This is a genomic window from Pseudoalteromonas luteoviolacea S2607 (genome assembly GCF_001625575.1).
Lineage (GTDB): Bacteria > Pseudomonadota > Gammaproteobacteria > Enterobacterales > Alteromonadaceae > Pseudoalteromonas > Pseudoalteromonas luteoviolacea_E.
The window spans coordinates 43,290-60,331 of sequence record NZ_AUXV01000003.1 but is presented as its reverse complement, the minus strand read 5'-3'; the positions used below and the strand labels follow the sequence as shown (position 1 = coordinate 60,331).

10 protein-coding genes are annotated in these 17,042 nt (G+C 39.9%); 4 read left to right on the top strand and 6 right to left on the bottom strand.

The genetic code is table 11. From position 1 onward, the window contains the following. Positions 1–8: 8 nt before the first annotated feature. The 4 genes from N480_RS02555 (at position 9) to N480_RS25190 (ending at position 3,852) form a co-directional block, all read left to right on the top strand. A complete protein-coding gene (locus N480_RS02555; protein WP_063370966.1) occupies positions 9–1,361 on the top strand; it encodes a DUF1501 domain-containing protein in 1,353 nt (450 codons plus the stop codon). A 190-nt stretch (positions 1,362–1,551) separates the two neighbouring features. Beyond that, on the top strand, positions 1,552–2,412 hold the full coding sequence (locus N480_RS02550; RefSeq protein ID WP_063370965.1) for a LytR/AlgR family response regulator transcription factor: 861 nt from the start codon (positions 1,552–1,554) through the stop codon (positions 2,410–2,412). Between the two features lie 317 nt (positions 2,413–2,729). Continuing rightward, positions 2,730–3,269 (top strand): cytochrome b, encoded by a 540-nt coding sequence (locus N480_RS02545; RefSeq protein ID WP_063370964.1) that lies wholly within the window; start codon positions 2,730–2,732, stop codon positions 3,267–3,269. Positions 3,270–3,693: 424 nt separating this feature from the next. Further along, positions 3,694–3,852, top strand: a complete 159-nt coding sequence (locus N480_RS25190) for a hypothetical protein (protein WP_155732743.1) — start codon at positions 3,694–3,696, stop codon at positions 3,850–3,852. A 323-nt stretch (positions 3,853–4,175) separates the two neighbouring features. Here N480_RS25190 and N480_RS02540 read toward each other — a convergent pair whose 3' ends face one another. The 6 genes from N480_RS02540 to N480_RS02515 all read right to left on the bottom strand — a co-directional run bounded on the left by N480_RS02540 (position 4,176) and on the right by N480_RS02515 (position 16,960). Next, positions 4,176–5,066: a hypothetical protein gene (locus N480_RS02540; RefSeq protein ID WP_063370963.1), complete on the bottom strand. Its 891-nt coding sequence runs from the start codon at positions 5,064–5,066 to the stop codon at positions 4,176–4,178. 214 nt (positions 5,067–5,280) lie between these two features. Further along, positions 5,281–5,691, bottom strand: coding sequence for an Imm50 family immunity protein (locus tag N480_RS02535; protein ID WP_063370962.1), 411 nt, complete (start codon positions 5,689–5,691; stop codon positions 5,281–5,283). A 12-nt stretch (positions 5,692–5,703) separates the two neighbouring features. Further along, positions 5,704–10,446 (bottom strand): RHS repeat-associated core domain-containing protein, encoded by a 4,743-nt coding sequence (locus N480_RS02530; protein WP_063370961.1) that lies wholly within the window; start codon positions 10,444–10,446, stop codon positions 5,704–5,706. A 19-nt stretch (positions 10,447–10,465) separates the two neighbouring features. Beyond that, positions 10,466–10,912: a hypothetical protein gene (locus N480_RS02525; protein WP_155732742.1), complete on the bottom strand. Its 447-nt coding sequence runs from the start codon at positions 10,910–10,912 to the stop codon at positions 10,466–10,468. Between the two features lie 386 nt (positions 10,913–11,298). Further along, positions 11,299–11,655: a hypothetical protein gene (locus tag N480_RS02520; RefSeq protein ID WP_063370959.1), complete on the bottom strand. Its 357-nt coding sequence runs from the start codon at positions 11,653–11,655 to the stop codon at positions 11,299–11,301. Between the two features lie 55 nt (positions 11,656–11,710). Then, positions 11,711–16,960 carry a hypothetical protein gene (locus N480_RS02515; protein ID WP_063370958.1) on the bottom strand — a complete coding sequence of 1,750 codons (5,250 nt, stop codon included), beginning with the start codon at positions 16,958–16,960 and terminating at the stop codon, positions 11,711–11,713. Positions 16,961–17,042 lie beyond the last annotated feature (82 nt).

Genomic DNA, 17,042 nt, shown 5'->3' with positions numbered 1-17,042 from the left:
GTAATACTATGAATAGACGTAATTTCTTGAAATGTGCGAGTGCAAGTGTAGTTGCTTCTTCTATTTTGAACATGGGAGAAGTTTTGGCAAATACTGCGGTAGAAGGTGATGAGTACCGCGCATTAGTATGTGTATTTTTATATGGTGGAATGGACAATCATGATACGGTTATTCCGTTCGATACTGACAGCTATAATAAGTGGGCACAAATTAGACAGCCATTACTAAATCAGTATACAACCAAACGTGATTTGGCGGGGTTAAAACCAATTAACACGCCAGCGAGATTTGCAGGGAGGCAATTTGCTTTACCTCCAGAAATGGCGGGGATCGCAAATTTATACCAGCAAGGCAAGCTATCAATTGTAGGTAATGTTGGCCCTTTACTTGAGCCTGTGACTGCAAGCCAAATACAAGCTGAGACCGCCAAGTTACCATCAAGGTTATTTTCGCATAATGATCAGCAAAGTACTTGGATGTCTGGTAAAGCGGAGGGTGCACAGTTTGGTTGGGCCGGTAAGCTCAATGATGCCTTGATTAACTCTGGCGCACAGCAGGCGAATACGTTCTCTGCAATCACAACTTCAAGCGCTGGCTTGTTAGTCACAGGAACAAACACCACGCCTTATCATGTAACGGATGGCAAGGCTGCGACCATTGATGTGTTGGCACAGTTTGCTGGAAATGATGAGGTGCAAGCCCATTTTAGTGCACTTGGACATCAAACCAATAACATCCTCGAACAAGATTTAAGTGCAAAAATAAATCAATCATTTGAGGCCAATGCAATGTACAACCAAGCGATTTCTGGTCAAACGGTTAATATTGCAGAGTTTCCAAAAACGTCGCTTGGTCGTCAACTAGAGTCTGTTACAAGAGCCATTGCAATTCGAGACCAACTGCAAACCAAGCGACAAATTTTTGTGGTTGCGATGGGTGGGTTTGATACGCACTCTGAACAAGTCAGAAGCCTCCCTAGGCTACAAGCCGCGCTTGATGGCGCACTGACCGCATTTAATGGCGCGATGGAAAGCATGGGATTAAGTAATAATGTGACGCTATTCACTGCATCTGATTTTGGTCGAACGTTGGCTATTAATGGCGATGGCACTGACCATGGATGGGGAGCCCATCACTTTTTAATGGGAGGGGCAATAAATGGCGGAACGATTTTCGGTGATATTCCTCAAGCTGAGTTCAATCATGAACTCGACGCCGGCAGTGGCCGTTTGATCCCCACCATGGCTGTGGATCAATATGCGGCCTCATTAGGGCGTTGGCTTGGTTTGGACGACACAACGTTAAACGATGTTTTTCCAAACTTGAGCAAATTTGGTCAAATCCCTAATTTGTTAGCTTAACACGTCAAGCTATATAACTGTGCCCACGCTGGTGCAGTTATATAATATTTAAACTCCGCCACGGGCTATTTTTAGCCCGCTATTTGACGCTAAATTAATAAATACTGAGTTAGGTTGTTACTTTTCAATAAAAAGGTACACTGGCTCTGTTCATCTAATGGTTTTGGAAAAATAGATAGCAGGGGCGAAAATGGGGCATTCGATTCTAAACAACCTAAGACGATTTGAAGATTATCAATTGATTTTAATCGGTTGGCTCTTTGTGCTAGCCGCAGTATGTCTAAATTGCACGGCCCACAGTTTACTCATTGCAAAAGAACAAGTAGACATCATCTCTTCCATAGGCTGGTCTTTAAAGGAGTTTGGTGTTTGGCTTGTAATGACTCCCCCTATATGTTTTGTCTTGAATGCGTCCCGTAATCAGCAAAGACCGATATTAAATTATACGGTGACAGGTTTTTACGCAATTGGTTTTGCACTATTCGTAAGTACATTTGTTGATGTTTACACTGAAGAGTTGCATTGGCAAGAAAGCTTGTTTTATAGCTGGCATAAGCATGTAATTGCTTTTGTTGCGATTGTCGTGGTGTGGAAAATGATGCGTGGGATTGACGGAGAAACGCAGCCCGCTTCCGATAAACCAGCACATACGCACCAGTTACAACTAAAAACATCTAATGCACCTTGTTTGCCAGCTTCAACCTATGAACAGGCGCCGTCAAATCAAGGCAGTCAAAGTGTACTGAAGTTAGATAATCCAAGCATCGAGCTTAATCAAGACGAAATCTACGTTGTTCAAGCATGTGGAAACTACCTTGAGATCAAAACAAATAATAACGTACACCTTGTTAGGAAAACGCTAAAAGAGTTGGAGCAGTTGCTTGATGATGGTCAGTTTGTCAGATGTCACCGCTCTTACCTTGTGAACCTATCTAAGAGCCATTCACTTAAGAACCATCGCTCGGGTCACGGTGATTTATGTTTGTCGAATGGCGAAGTGGTGCCTGTTAGCAAAAGCAAACGCGCCACAGTGCGTGATGCCCTTAGTTAAGCCCTACATTCTGACATCGCCCATACCTTTTACATTTATTATCGCTAGATTACAGTTTTTTTAGCGCTGAAATCGGCCTCTGTAATTGATGACAAATAATACACTTTATTACACGCTGTAACTAAATATTGCGAGTACTGGTTAACAGCGCTTTTGCCCTTTCAAAAAATATATCTATAAAAATCAAAGAATAGCTATTGGGACGAATGGAGGATGTTGGTAAAACGCCCCAAACTTAATCCAGTGGCCCCAGCTCGCTTTATTTTGCTTCGCCCTGTCATTAGGCTTTGTTTAAAGTATCTAGACAGGAACACATTATGACAAATACATCCTTCTCTTTAGCGACCCGCTCATTACATTGGCTGGTCGGTATAACTATGCTGAGCCTAATCATCGTTGGTATTTACATGGCTAATTTTGAGGTCTGGGCATTATATGACATACACAAAAGCATGGGAGTTTTGGCGCTGTTACTGATTCTCCCCCGCGTTATTTACAGGCTCATTCAAGGCTTCCCAGAAGCGAATTGTGCTCATAGCCAATGGGAACAAAAAGTGTCTCATCTAGTCCATTGGATTTTGCTTATAGGTACACTCATGATGCCAGTAAGTGGCATGTTATATTCGGGCTTTGGTGGCTATGGCGTTGATATTTTTGGTTTGTCTTTAGTCAGCGAAAATGTTGTTGATAACAGTATTGTGCCATATAACGAGTCAATATTCGTAATTTCTAAAGCAAGCCATTGGATAATTGGCTACTGTTTGAGTGCTGCAATTTTGCTTCATGTCGCAGGCGCATTAAAACACCACGTCATTGATAAAGACGACACGTTAAAGCGTATGACAGGTAGAGCCTAATACGAGCTGTGTATTGAGCTTTTTAGCGCCTGAAAATGACTTAGGCGCAATGCTAACTCAAGCAAAGTGCGCTATCGTTTATTCATTAAACTGATTTCGGATTTTGCTTATGGTTTTTATGACGAATGCCGGAAGCTTAGCGCTTATACTCATTATCGTTGCGATTTATCTGTTATTTTGGGTCGGTCGCAAGCAAAGAGAAAAGTTGAAAAGTCACAGAAAAAACAAAAAATGACTAGTTTGGGGTTCTTTGTAATTTTTTCAATATGACAAGACTGCGCTTAACTAGGCGAAAAGAAGGCATAAATCACATTAAGAATAGCCGTTCATTTAACCCGTTACATCTGATCTTGTCAGGCGCTCTAGTAGTAAAAGTACCAACTCGCGTTGGAAATATTAAAATTCAGCAGGAGTATTAAGGCTAATGATTTTTGATAAGTTTGCTTCTGGTTTGCAAGCTAACTCGGTCTGCATGAGCTTGCTCAAAAAAGTAACTTTTATCAGCGACACTCGCAGTTATTCTGATTGTAAAGTTGAACCTGCTTTGGCCACATACTTTGCACTCAATCCATCAGAGCGATAGATGTTTCGGATATCGAACACTTGAAATAGTTCTTCAGCGGTTTTACTACGGTGGATATTAGCTTAATAAATAAAGGGTGCAAAATCCAATCACTTTCAGCAGCAAGTCCAAACAAAGTCAGCATCAGATCCAATTTAAATTAGCAAACTATTCCATTTAAATTCAGCATAGTAGGCGCAATAAAAGGTAAAAAAGATCTATAGAATTAAATGAGCTAATAATAGCTAAATTTAGGCGCGAGGTTTAAGGTGGATATCACTTGTAATTTTTAAGTACCTTACTGCAACAATGTATACTTCAGCAAGATACTATTATGATTGCTTTTAATCATCAAACTCAGATTGGTTTTCTCTAAACACCCAACACAAATTATCTTGGCAAGCGGGCATTAGTTCTGTTTTACTGAGCGACAACAATCTTTGACCAGGGCTTCGGATGATAGACTCGGGTAAAAAATCACCGTATACAAATTCAGTTAAATGATTTTCTATTTGCTGGTAAACAGTGTAAGCATTTTCAACAGGCACAAAACAAATTTGGCATTCATTCCCCTTGGTGCAAATAAATACTCGCAATTCATGGCCTCGAATCAGCCCTAAATTTAGCTGCGCATATTCTGTTAGGTTACAAATAAACTGATGAATAGAGCACACATTGATATCTCTTAAAGCTGCTTTTGCTTCATCGTAAAGAACTTCCCAATTTTCTGTTTGATAAACTGATTTGGAGTATATTTGCATGTTTTTGTTGAAAGTAGCCAGAAATGTTTGCCAATTGGGCAATAAGGGTTTGAATGACTGGCTCTTAACCAAGCAAGCGGCTTGAAGTGGCGGTAAATCTCTTAATTGGTATGGCAAACGCTTGACTGAATAAAGCAGATGGTTAGGATTTGCCAACAGTGACATATGTTGCACTATTGATATGACTTCGTACTCTCTTGATGTATTACCCATGTTCATTTCGCTGTCGTCAAATAAATCAAAGTGGTCATTTTGATATTCAACTAGGAATGCAAGATAACTATCACGGCCAGCATCTGGTCTACCCTCTAAAGCAAAAGCATAAATGTTTCGTATGGATTCTTCCATATCAACAGCGTCACGAATGATCTGAATTATGGCGTCTTTTGAACCGTAGGTGGTACGAGGAAGTTTTTGTCTTACAACCGTTGCATTGGTGTTAGCTAACACCAAATCGACTTCTGGTATGTTCATATTTTTCCTTAGCACATTAGCTTTCAGCCAAAGCATTATTAAGTAAAATTGTGTCGCACTATCAGTATTCTGAAAAGCACTTGTTCAAAATATCAACATTTACCTACAGGGGCAATATTATATTTACTCCCTTACGTATTAGAGGTGCAGAAAAGCCCCGCGAGTGCGAGGCTTTGGATTCGAGATAGAAAAATAACCTATATATCTATTTATTCTAAGCTTCGGGTTGCTCTGAATGCTCTTTTAAAGAGTCACAATATGCAGAAATACAGTTTAAATCGACGCCAGCGGCAATGAAATTTAAGCTAAAGTCACCATTAATGTTCACATGCAACCCTTTTTCATCTGACTCCAGAGAAATTGTCGCCTTAATCTTATTTCCCCAACCATTCATTGATATTTCTGATACTTCAAAAAAATCAAATGTTAACTGCACAGTATTAAATTTACCTATCTGCCATTTTTTTGGAAGTGTCTTTGGTAGTTCATTCAGATCCAACCTTACATAAATGCTGGAGCCGTCTCTTTTAAAGGATAACTCATGTACTTCTATATTTTGCAACGATGGTTCAAAATCATAGATTGCTTTAATAGATCTATTGTTTTGCAAGTAATCTGTCCACATCAGAAATATTTCCTATTTATCAAATTCATAATGAGCTTTTGTACCTTCAACTTTCCCTGTTCGAGTATTTTCTATAGGCCTTACATTTAAATGTGGACCTTGCCCCCCCTTTTCGTGACCAGCAGAATGGTCTTGGATGACTACAGTTTTACCGTTTGTGGTCTGGTGCGTATATTCTCTAGTGTAAACTACATTACCTTGAGAGTCTTTCATGGTTTGTCCATTGCCATCTGTCATCTTGACTTTATCAACTGATAGTGGCCTTTGAGTTCTTGGGACTTTGGCATCTTTCTTAGCTTGAGTCATGGCTCCGCTTCGGCCAACTTTATTCAGAGTTTTTAGAGCACTGTTAGTGTCTTTAAAAAAGTTCTTTGCTGCGCCATCGGGAAGGTTCTCCGCTAGTACTCCAGTAATTGCTTCCGCAACAATATTGTTTTCTCTTGCAACTTTTGACGGTCTTCTCAGCAATGTTGGCCTTGAACTTTTGCCATCTGGATCTGTATACCTATAAGGATTATTATTCGCATAAGCATAACGATTAAAGCTATGAATATCACGGACCCCAATAGGATCATTCGAATAAAACCGCCCTATAACCGGATCATAGTATCGTGCCTGCATATAAACCAATCCAAGGTCTGTATCAAACTTGTGGCCGGTATATCCTATGTCGTCCCGACTTGGAGAAACAGAGTCTCCATAAGGTAAGTAACCTTGTTGTTCCGTATTTTGCTTTGGTACTACATTACCCGTTTTAGCAATCAGCTTTTTCCCTAGGTAGATGTAATTTACACCTTCTCCACTAACATTGCCTTTTTCCGTATAAAAAAGCTCGCCGTTCTTCCCGTAAAAGCTATAGTGTAACGAACCTTTCTCATTGCGTTCTACACGCCTATTGAACCCATCGTATCTGTAGCTATTTCCATTGGCTTCTAGCATTTGGTTATTAGCTGCATAGCTAAGAGAATACTGACCATTGTTTGTTACATTGCCTGCATGATCATAGCTAAAAGTGCGAACGTTCTTGCTGCCATTCGAGACACTTTCAAGACGGTTATTTGTGTAATTGTAATTATAAGTAAGTGTTGAACGCTTTGTCTTATAATAAGTTATGTTACCAAGAGCATCGTATCTTATAGTACTACCACCTATTTTACTTCCACCTGCTGTACTAACTAAGCGATCTAAACCGTCATAGCTTAGATGTGTTAAGCTTAGTGATTGGTCAACAGAGTTGATTAAGCTAGTAACATTGCTATTGCTATCATAACTGTAGTGCAAATCTACTATAGCGGTTGATCCCCTTGAATCTTCAACTGTTTCAGGAAGCCATGTATAAGGGTTTATGTTAGATGAGTGTTTGACTCCATTACCGTAAGTGAACCCCTTTAACAAGCCATGAGGGTAATACTGGACTTGTGCGGCATAAAACTGCTTGGTCGAACCCGCGCTATTGAGCGAAGCAACTTGAGTAGGTTCGCCAAATCCGTTCATTTTATAGCTCAGGTGAGTACCGTTAGGGTACTTTATAAATGAACGATTTGCGAAGCCATCGTAACCATATTCTATGTTTAAAGTTGGCTTACTATCTATTGTCAGTTGTTCACTTTCTACTAGGTTTAACCCGTTGTAGTTGTAGGTTTGTTTAATCCCTCCAGATACTAGGGATATAAGGTTTCCTTGCTTGTCGTAGTCAAATTTGGTATCTGGTAGTTTTGGGTAACTAATAGAGTCGATCTTGCTAAGATTGTTATAGGTATAAGTAATAGCAGCCGACGATTTTCTATTACAGCCTAAACTATCACCGACCTGCTTCCATTTAAGGCGTCCGTCATCGGTATATTTGAAGTATGTAGTACTGCCAGTATCGCTGCGAACAATTGAACATAACTGATGAGCGGGGTTGTAATATCGAGTTTCCTTAAAAGAAATGCCATTTCCAGATTGGGTAACTCTTTTGACTTTACCAAAAACATCATATTGAACTTCTGTGGTTACATTTTCAGGAGACTCAACTAATCGCAGCTTATTGAAATCGGGCGAACTATATGCATGATAAGTATTTTTTGTTTCATTCCCTTTTGCATCAATTACTTTAACTTCATGACCTGATATATACTCATAGTTTACGGTTCCCATTCCAGCTTTAGATGATGTCTTTATTCTTCCCAAGGCATCAAAAGTAGTTGTGATGCCTTTAGACTCGACTGCTGATGAAGAAACATAAGAGGTGAACGTATTCTGATTTAAATGATTGTATTTAAATCGTTTGTAGCGTGTTCTGTATAGAGGAGCCCTATGGTCCGATAAGTCAGAGTCAGTAACTTTAGTAAGCCGACCTAAACCATCAAACTGATTAATCGTTCTAAATTTCGCCCCTGTACTACAAGCAGTCTTATATGAGTTTAGTGCACAGCGCTCAATTGTTTGTTGTGTATTACCACTCCAAGTGATTTTATAGTCAAGCCATGTATTCTTATCGTCGTTTTGAAAGTCAATGGCAGTTAACCTTCCAATCGAATCGTAGTCGAAACTCGTTTTTACTCCATTAAAGTTTGTTTCACTAGTAACCCACCCATTGTCATCAACTTCTGTAAATCTGGCCATGCGTGTACTTGATTTAGGTTCAGGTACTACTACTTTTCTAGGTATACCGCGTTTGTAGAGTTGATATTCAACGTACTGATTCCCTGATCCAGAGCTAAGCGTATTTGGTAATTCAATACGTTTTATGTTTCCATCAGTGTGATAAGCAACAAAACGCTTTTGAACTTTTCCATACTTAGAAATATATTTGACATTGTAAGGAGCAAAAGAATAATAATTTGTATGACTTACCGCTGTACCAAGTGTTTCGTAGTTTTGAACTCGGTGGTATTTAATATTCCCAAGCTCCCAGATATCTGTGTTGTGTTGGTAACTATATGTATCATAACGATTTGGCCTGCTACTTAAAGCTGGTTTATTATTCCCAGAAATAATGGTTAGCGGGTAGCCATATTTGTCATAGGATTTGTAAGTCGTTTTATATACCGTTGATGAGCTGGCTGAATCGTCATAAATTTTTTCAGTACGTTGGTATAAATTAATTCGATTATCTAGCGCAGCTTCGTTCGTCACCATGTCACAAAACGGTAGAGAAGAGTTCAAGGCATCTAACTTTCCGCAGGTATCCCAAAAGTTATCACCTATTTTAAAGTTGTACACTACCCGCTTTAGTAATTTATTACTTTCTAGCTCTACATGGTCTTCAGCTACGATGCGATTTTCGACAGAACTGTTAGTATGTCTATTGATATAAAAAACAGTTTTTTTGCCTTCCCCCGTAATGGTCACTGTTTTGACATCATTAGCAGAGGATATAGAGTCAGGCTTACCATAGGGCATGGGGACGTCAATACGGCGAGTAATCGCACTGTTGACTTTATTTGGAATGTCGTTGCCATTGCTTTGGTAAAGACCCGCATTTTGCGAGTAGCTATATTGCCAATTAATATCTTTGTCGATATTGCCCGAGATTGACTTGAATACAAGGTTGCGTCTGACACTACAATTTAAATTAGTGAAATAGTAAGTCGGTATAGAATCTAAGTGGTTGGGGTTATTTACATGGGCGAAAACATCATGCCTGCCATGAAATATGTTTTGCAGGCCATACTTAATGTTCAACCCAGTAGGCGTAGCGACCGTAAACGATTTTACACTGGTATCCTGTGTATCACTGATATCACATACACCAGGATTGTCATATGAGGCGCTTTTCGTTTTCGCCACTGCACGGTATTGTTGCTCGTAAAATGCTGACGGGTAAGTCCAACTCGTATTATTTGGTAATGTTACCGTTCTGAGTTTGTTATTGATATAACCATAGTACCAACTTCTGCCATTTGCTGACACTCTCGATATCATATCGCCTGAATAGTGTATTGTAATAACACGGCCATCCGATGCCGATATCTTGTTTAATTTATTGCCAGAATAATGATAATGAACAGTGTTACCAAATTTATCTTCTATTTTTGTGGCCATCATCATGCCACGTCGACCTGCATTGCCAATTGGAGGTGATAAGCCGTGGGGCCGAGTTATCTCATGATCAAATGTATATTTTACGCCATTGGGTGACGTAACGATAAAACCTTGACCGTCTCCATCTGTACGAGTAAAACAACTCGAAACTAGGTACTGGCTCTTTGTGATTTGCTTGCCTTCAAACTCACCTTTGCCTTTAACTAACGGCTCTGAAATCTGATTCGGGATATGTAATAATTTTCCCTGCCAAAATGTATGGGGATAGATCTGTTTTTGGCTGCCAGATCTCACTGAATATGTGTACTCTTCTGAAGTGTGAGTACATTCATAGCCATTACCCCACCCTTTACCACTTTTGTATAAATTATAGTTATAGATATTTTCACTGGTGTCGACATAATGTGCTCGAATATAGGGCACATCTATTAGCCATTGCCCCATTCCTGTTGAGCTCAAATCTCCAAGAGCAGACTGAAAAGAAAAAGGGCTAAAAGTACGTCTAAACTCTACGGGTAGTTCGAAGTTACCTGGTAAAGACACATCAGTTACAGCAAAACTTAACGAACCACTGATGGGGTCATAAGCGTCACCACTTGAACTCTCTGCAGTTGCACTTAATGCGCGAGTTTCGGTATCTTTTTCGAGATAAGTTAGTGTCTGGCTAGATACATTAATTGACGCACTCGCTGCTATTGCGCCAAAAATTACATTCTTTATTTTCATTTTAAATTTGAGCGGATTCTTAGTAAGTTTCTTTTAGTGGGCTGCCGAGAAGGTCAGTGTGGATATAAATAACGTTTTCACCGACTGTTTTACCAGCGGAAGGTATGCCCGTATTTACACATGATAAATAGTTACAAGCTTGCACTCTTACTTGGAAATAAGAAGAGTAGCTTTCATCCAATACGATGTAGGTTTGGGATGTGGTTGTTTTGTACAACCAGTTTCCATTCTGGTCTAATACTTCAATTACATAAGTACTAGCATGAAGCACATCATCCCAGACTAATGTCTTTTTCCCGTTTAAGGTTTCGACATTAATACTGGTGGTCGCAGGCAACTGGTATTTAGGGACAAAAGGTATTAGTACCATAATAGAATCGGTGCTCACTGGTATCCATGTTGTTTTAGCAATAGATTGCTTGCTAAATACAGATAAAAGTAAAAATAGCGCGAAAATTAATCTCATATAATATTTTTGCAAAATTGGGGGGCGCGAATTATATTTTGTAGCATTAAGTGAGTAAAGAGGCATTTAGCTTTTTGAGTGAAGGTTACAATATCATTTTATTTCGGTTGGTCTTTTGTAACTGCTAGTTTTAATATAGATTGTTAATAGCTTTGCTAGCTCAAGATAACCCATTGGCTCGGGGCTTTAAACGGGGCTTCTTAAACATACCTTTGTGTTTATGGGGTTCATCTTTAAGCTCTTTTAAGCAAGTAATATCAGAGGCCTGCATCTCGCTTTAACCTCTTTTAGAACGTAAACTGATATTGCTAAATTTTATATTCCACGATAAAGCACATTAGCAATGCTTTATCAACTCCTTTGAACCAACATGCTATTTTAACTTTTTATGTGCAACTTTTACTTAGTTGAAAGAACTTGGGTAATACATCGGCCATTTTTTCTTGCTCATATGCGCTATTATTTTCTATAAAATTCACGAATTCAGGAGCAGTTTCAGTTATATCAAATTCAGCGCAGGGCACTAGCATTTCTTCTGCTGGAATATTGGGGGCAACTAACCCTGTTAAATAGTAAACGAAGCTCATTGTGCATATATAGATTGCCGCTTGTGGTGTCTCTAGTTCATTTTGACTTTCACCTGCACATCGGGCCTTCCATTGTGCAGCGGTGTCAGACAAATCCATGGCATGTAACTGAAAAGACGAAAATAAAAAAACTAAAAGATATAAAAACTTCTTCATTATTAAATCCATTGAATACGAAAATTGAAAACACGTGCTTGTTATAACTACCCAGCTATTTTCTTTGAATTGCTATCATTTTAGCGTCTGAATTACCGTTTATCTCTGGGGCATACATAAGCTCGATGTTCGCGGCTGGTGATATGTAGTCTCCATTAAACCTTGCTTCAGCCAAGTATTCAAATATTGTTACGCCGTCCGAAATCTGATACCTGTGCCAGACTATTTGCCCCTTGCTGTTTATATTCGGCAAGGTTTGTACAGTACTTTCTCCTAACCAATTCGCGTAATGCTTTTGTCTGTGTAGAGGGTTTAGGGCAACAAGACCTTTTGGCAGGGTATCCGTTATTAGGACATGGGTTCGTGGAATTGGGCTAAACGCAGAAAGCCGCACTTTAACCAATTGGCCAACCTTAATCTCGTTTTCAGAAACTTCTTGCCATTCCTTTCCAGTCATTACTTGAAATTTTTTGGAAATGCCAACGCCATTGAACGACGCTTTATCGCTAATATAGTGCTTTTCGTAGTCAATATTGAGATAAAAACCCGCATTAACTTGGTTCGTATGTATTTTATACTCGGTCACCTTATTGTGGGTGTTTTCTGCGCGCAGGTTTACGTGCAAAGCCTCTGTGACAGGCCTATTTTTAAGTGCTCTTGTACACAGTGCATCGTTTAAGGTGTTGCCGAAGTGCCCAACTTGAATTTGTTTGCTTATCACTTGTTTGGCAAGGTCGTCTTTAAGGCTTTGGCGTTCAGTGAGCATAACGGCCAAGCACTTATCTTGATTAGAATTTAAAGATGTATAACTACTGTCTTGATAACCGTCAGATACAATGCGCTCTAACGCTTTTTCAATTTGAGCCTGATCACCACCAGCAGATTTCATCGCCAGCAATTGAATCAAGTTACTTGTGCTATCTAAAACGCCTTTTGCCCTAACCCTCTTAACGTCCTTTAAATTTATTTCTCCCTGTTCTGCTAGTGCCCACAATAACCAATCGTTTGCATAGGGGGTTAGTTTAGACGTATAAGCAATTTGAGTTTGATTTGTATCTGTATCTGAGAACCTATTGACTTGCGTGTCGATTAAACTTCTGTCTACATTGAACTGATAGGCAGAGTCTTTTAACCACTGATTTGCCAATAACGTATAAGCAGTTAAAAAAGGGTCTGTTTTGGCGTTTAGAAAGTAGCTATACCCGTCATTTCGAGCATTGTGTTTATTGCTAGCATGTAGAGTCTTATGCAAAGCTACGTTCGTTTCTCTAGTCATTGGGTTATTGGTGAGGCTGACTGCTCTAGATAGTGTTTGCTCCCAACATTGATGCGGATAACGAGTGTGGTACTTCAAAAGCCCCGACCAATCCGGTGCGAGTTGATTAGTTGGAATTGCATAGCTTTTTAATACTTTTTCATTGGAGGGCAGCATAATGCTCGGCGTTGTTTGGCTCGGAGCCATTTTTACCGAGCGTAGGTCTTGGTATGTGGCTGATAAAACTTCGTAGTTAGCGATTTGATTTCGTGTCCTGTCTTGCTCACTTTTAAGCGCAATTTGGTAGTGACCCATGTCCGAAGTCTTGATCGGTATGTCGAGTGTGAAGCTTTGTTGTTTATGCAGGTCAATGTCGTATGTTTTAGCGCCACTGTTGTTTATGGAAATATCTAGCCGGTCTTGTAATACTCGGTTTGTGCGGTTAGTTGCAACGACTCTCATGACCGCTTTGTCGTTTTTAAAAACCTTAGGTGGTACGTAAAGGCTATATTCTATTGCGGCTGAAGTCGTTATATCCCCCTCATATCTTGCATGGTTCGTCTCGTTTGCACCAAGTGCAAATAGTTTCCAACGTCCAATTAACTGTGGTAACGGCACGTCTATCGTCCGTGACTTTTTCGCTTTTAATGTAATTGGTGGTAGCCATACCGATTGGGCTAAAGGCGACATAGACTGAGAGGGAGGCATAGAAGCTAACCGCCTTCGCATTTGAACGTCATGATGCGTGGACGCAAAATGCGCGAGCATCTCGGAGTGCTCAGTGAATTCAGGTGCAATCATCCACTCTTTTAAGTTATGGGCTGGCTTAAAAGGCAGCTCATACAAATACGCGTTGTATAAATCTTCAAAAGAAACATCTTCGGCGCGGGTGTAGCTAACATCAAAAAGCGCATCGTTCACGAGCCAAAGTTGCACGTCTGTGTTTTGATTACTTTCAAGCGTCACTGACAGCACACTATTTGATTTTGTTGTAACTGCGTGAGTAGCCTTTAGCTCGAGGGGGTCTGCTGTAATGACGCTAACGCGTTTACTGTCTATTTCGCCCAAAATACTTGGCTTTTTGGGCAATACAAAGTTGTTTTGACTTGTTGGAAAATGCTCGTATTGTGACTTAAGTTTATCGAACAGCAATTTGAGCTGGTCACTATGCAGGGATTTAAGCTCCGCTTGCGCTTGGGGGCTAAAAGGCATAAAGACATGAATCTTGATTCCTGGCAGGTGTTTTTGAGAAATGTTTATTTGTTCAGAGTTACTGCCTTCAACTAAATGTATGTGTTTTATTTTTTTATATTCACCCGCATTAATGAAAAGGAGTGCATCCCCTGCTCTATTCGACGTTATACTGAGTTCATAATCGCTACCCACCACTGTTTGTGCTTTACCCTCGAGCTCTAAGGGGGCTGTTTTTACCTCGTCATCTGGTTGATCTGGGTATACATAATGTGAACGTAACCACGTGTACTTACCATCAGCGCTCACTAATTCAAAGGTGATTCTTCCCGAAAGATCCGCAGGTATTTCGCAACTAAATGGGGTCTTCCCAGAACATAGTTCGGTGGCCTTCCCATCTTCATGAACAATATTGACGTGCGTTTGAGTTTGAATCTGTTTGCCCGACGGCTCTACTGCAATGACATCGAATTGATAGTTTTGCTGTTTTGTGCCGATATAATGTTCCCTAGAAAAATAAGGTATGCTTGCTCTGTAAAACGTACTTTCCCCAGTTTCAGAAATGACGGTGCCATTTAGCCTAATTTGGACTAGAGGTAGATCTGGTTTTAGTTTTAACTTTAATTCACCGACTTCTCCTTTTGATTGCAATTCGGTTTTTACAGCCCTTCTTAAGTTGGCTGCTAACTCATCGCGATCACTGTACTCAAAATTCGCAGGCCAGCCATCTGGGGCTCGGTACATGTGGTCATATTGATGGCTAAGTACGCCTGAAAAGTTTTGAACAGCAAATCCATTAAAGGTTTTGCCTGTCACTTGCACAGTAAAAGGTGCCAACTTTGTTGCGCTATCTGAATGACGCCAGTTAAATTCAACCTCAGGTGGAATGAATTCCGTAACCTTGAAATACCCGTTTACTTTTGTGGGTGAGCCATTGTATTGAGCTTCTAACCAATAAACCCCGGTTTCACTTAATCCTTCGGGTAGCTCGAATTGCATTAAACCGTGTTCGGATATTGCGGTCGCTTCTATTTCAATTGGCGTGTGAAGCTTATTGTTGAACCGGTGTATGGTGATATTGAGATTGTTTTTGAGCGTTTTTAAGCCATTTTCAGTGTGCCTTTTTGCAAGCAAAGTAAAATCAATAGGTGTATTTGGGGTATAAACGGGTTGGCTAAAAACAGCCTTGGCAACAATTTTTGTTTCAGGGCGTTGTTCTATTTCCAATACCGCTTTTGACTCTTTGCTGGTGGCCCAAAGCCAGCAATTTTGCATTGATTTGCCCTCAAATTTGAGCCAACTTGTATAAGAGATATTAAGTTCACCATCAACGTTAGTTGAACCAATCAATGCAGGTTTATACATGTTCGGACACACAAGCTTTATTTTTGCTTGGACTGGCGAACCTGTTTCAAAACTCGTTGTTGAAACATACAACCCAGCACCCATAAACGCTTTTAACTCAAAATCTGAAACACTTAACGCGACGCTTTTATTCTTAAAGCCTGTCTCGGACTGAGACTGACTTTTACTACTCTGCCCTGTCAAATTGTAAATGATGACACCACTAGAATGACTCAGGTGCTCGGCGACTGGTAGGTGTTGATGACGAAGTTTATTGTCATTTGCTGAATTTAGCTGCGTGGGCGTAAATAAACTTTGTTTATTGTTAGTGTTCAGAAAATTTAGCAATTCTGTCGCGTTTGTGGCCGGAAAATACTGTGCCTTGAGATCCATTGCATTTCTATGCTCAAGGCGAAGTGTCGCGGATTCGTTTGATTTAAACTGCTTGCCTAAATAGTCACGCGTGCGCCAGTAAGTACTTTCTTTACCCGTTTTATATGAAAGTAATAAACCTGTATTTTCGAAGCCCTCGCCCCCCGCCGTGGTCAAGGCTGATAAGTCAAATTGGTATTCGGTGTCGCCTTGTAAGTTAACACTATAATAGTGAAAGCGATCCTCTTTAGACTTTTTGTTTACTTTTATCGGGTGTGAATTCAAAGATGTAGTTATAACCTTTGATAAGTCATGTTTGTTGCTAAGTGCATGTGTAAATGCAAATGCTAGATTCTCTGGTGGACAGGACTTCTCGCTCGCGCTCTCTATTAAAGTGAATCGTGTATTAGTCCTATCATTATGTGACGTCTCACAAAAAAGCCCAATAAATTTCGGGGTATCTGAATAAGCTTTTTGCTGATATAACACAGTTTTTGAATACGTCGCTTGATGAGCTTCTGTCGCTTTAAACCCTTGAGGTAATACGAGTTCAATATTCAGTTTGTTTATAGGCTCTTTAAATTTGAAAACAAGCTTTGTTTGTGTGTCATTTATACGTATCAGCTCAGTATTTGAGGGCTTTGTAGTTGTGCGGTCGAGTTTAATGCGCACTGCATCGAGTATGGCTGCAATTGCTTGTTGATCCGCTTCAAACGGGGTTGTAAAAGTGACAGAGAGTTCATGTTCATTTACTTTAGTCTCATCTACGGGAAAGCGTTTGTTCACCCATATGTGTTGAAAACGGTTGTTTACTTGTTTGCCTTTACCTACAAAATGCTTTGTCACTGCTACCTTTATTGGCATGTAAGCTGGTGTTTTAACATAAGTATCGCAACTGATTTGATTTAACCTCTGGTAGCGCCAACGACATTGCTTTTTGAGTTTTTCGTCTAGCTCTATTGCCCTTATTTGTGCTGATGTCGGTACTTGCCCATGCTTTGCTATTGCTTGGTTGAAAGTAATGAGGATCTGATTGAGGTGTCGATTACCTTCTACAAATTTGACATCAGTGACCGTGAGAGGTTGTGCAGCGACAGAAAACGAAGCGAAACTTAAAATAAAAAGCAGGGTTATCTTGATCATTGTTGTATGGGTGTTTTTCTTATTAGTCCCAATATACCAAACGTATTTGTAAATAACACCAATTCAATAAGTTAAGAACAGC

Coding starts and splice junctions, on each gene's coding strand:
- N480_RS25190 (WP_155732743.1), top strand. CDS start 3,694: ATGATTTTTGATAAGTTTGCTTCTGGTTTGCAAGCTAACTCGGTCTGC.
- N480_RS02520 (WP_063370959.1), bottom strand. CDS start 11,655: ATGAAGAAGTTTTTATATCTTTTAGTTTTTTTATTTTCGTCTTTTCAG.
- N480_RS02545 (WP_063370964.1), top strand. CDS start 2,730: ATGACAAATACATCCTTCTCTTTAGCGACCCGCTCATTACATTGGCTG.
- N480_RS02555 (WP_063370966.1), top strand. CDS start 9: ATGAATAGACGTAATTTCTTGAAATGTGCGAGTGCAAGTGTAGTTGCT.
- N480_RS02530 (WP_063370961.1), bottom strand. CDS start 10,446: ATGAAAATAAAGAATGTAATTTTTGGCGCAATAGCAGCGAGTGCGTCA.
- N480_RS02540 (WP_063370963.1), bottom strand. CDS start 5,066: ATGAACATACCAGAAGTCGATTTGGTGTTAGCTAACACCAATGCAACG.
- N480_RS02550 (WP_063370965.1), top strand. CDS start 1,552: ATGGGGCATTCGATTCTAAACAACCTAAGACGATTTGAAGATTATCAA.
- N480_RS02535 (WP_063370962.1), bottom strand. CDS start 5,691: ATGTGGACAGATTACTTGCAAAACAATAGATCTATTAAAGCAATCTAT.
- N480_RS02515 (WP_063370958.1), bottom strand. CDS start 16,960: ATGATCAAGATAACCCTGCTTTTTATTTTAAGTTTCGCTTCGTTTTCT.
- N480_RS02525 (WP_155732742.1), bottom strand. CDS start 10,912: ATGAGATTAATTTTCGCGCTATTTTTACTTTTATCTGTATTTAGCAAG.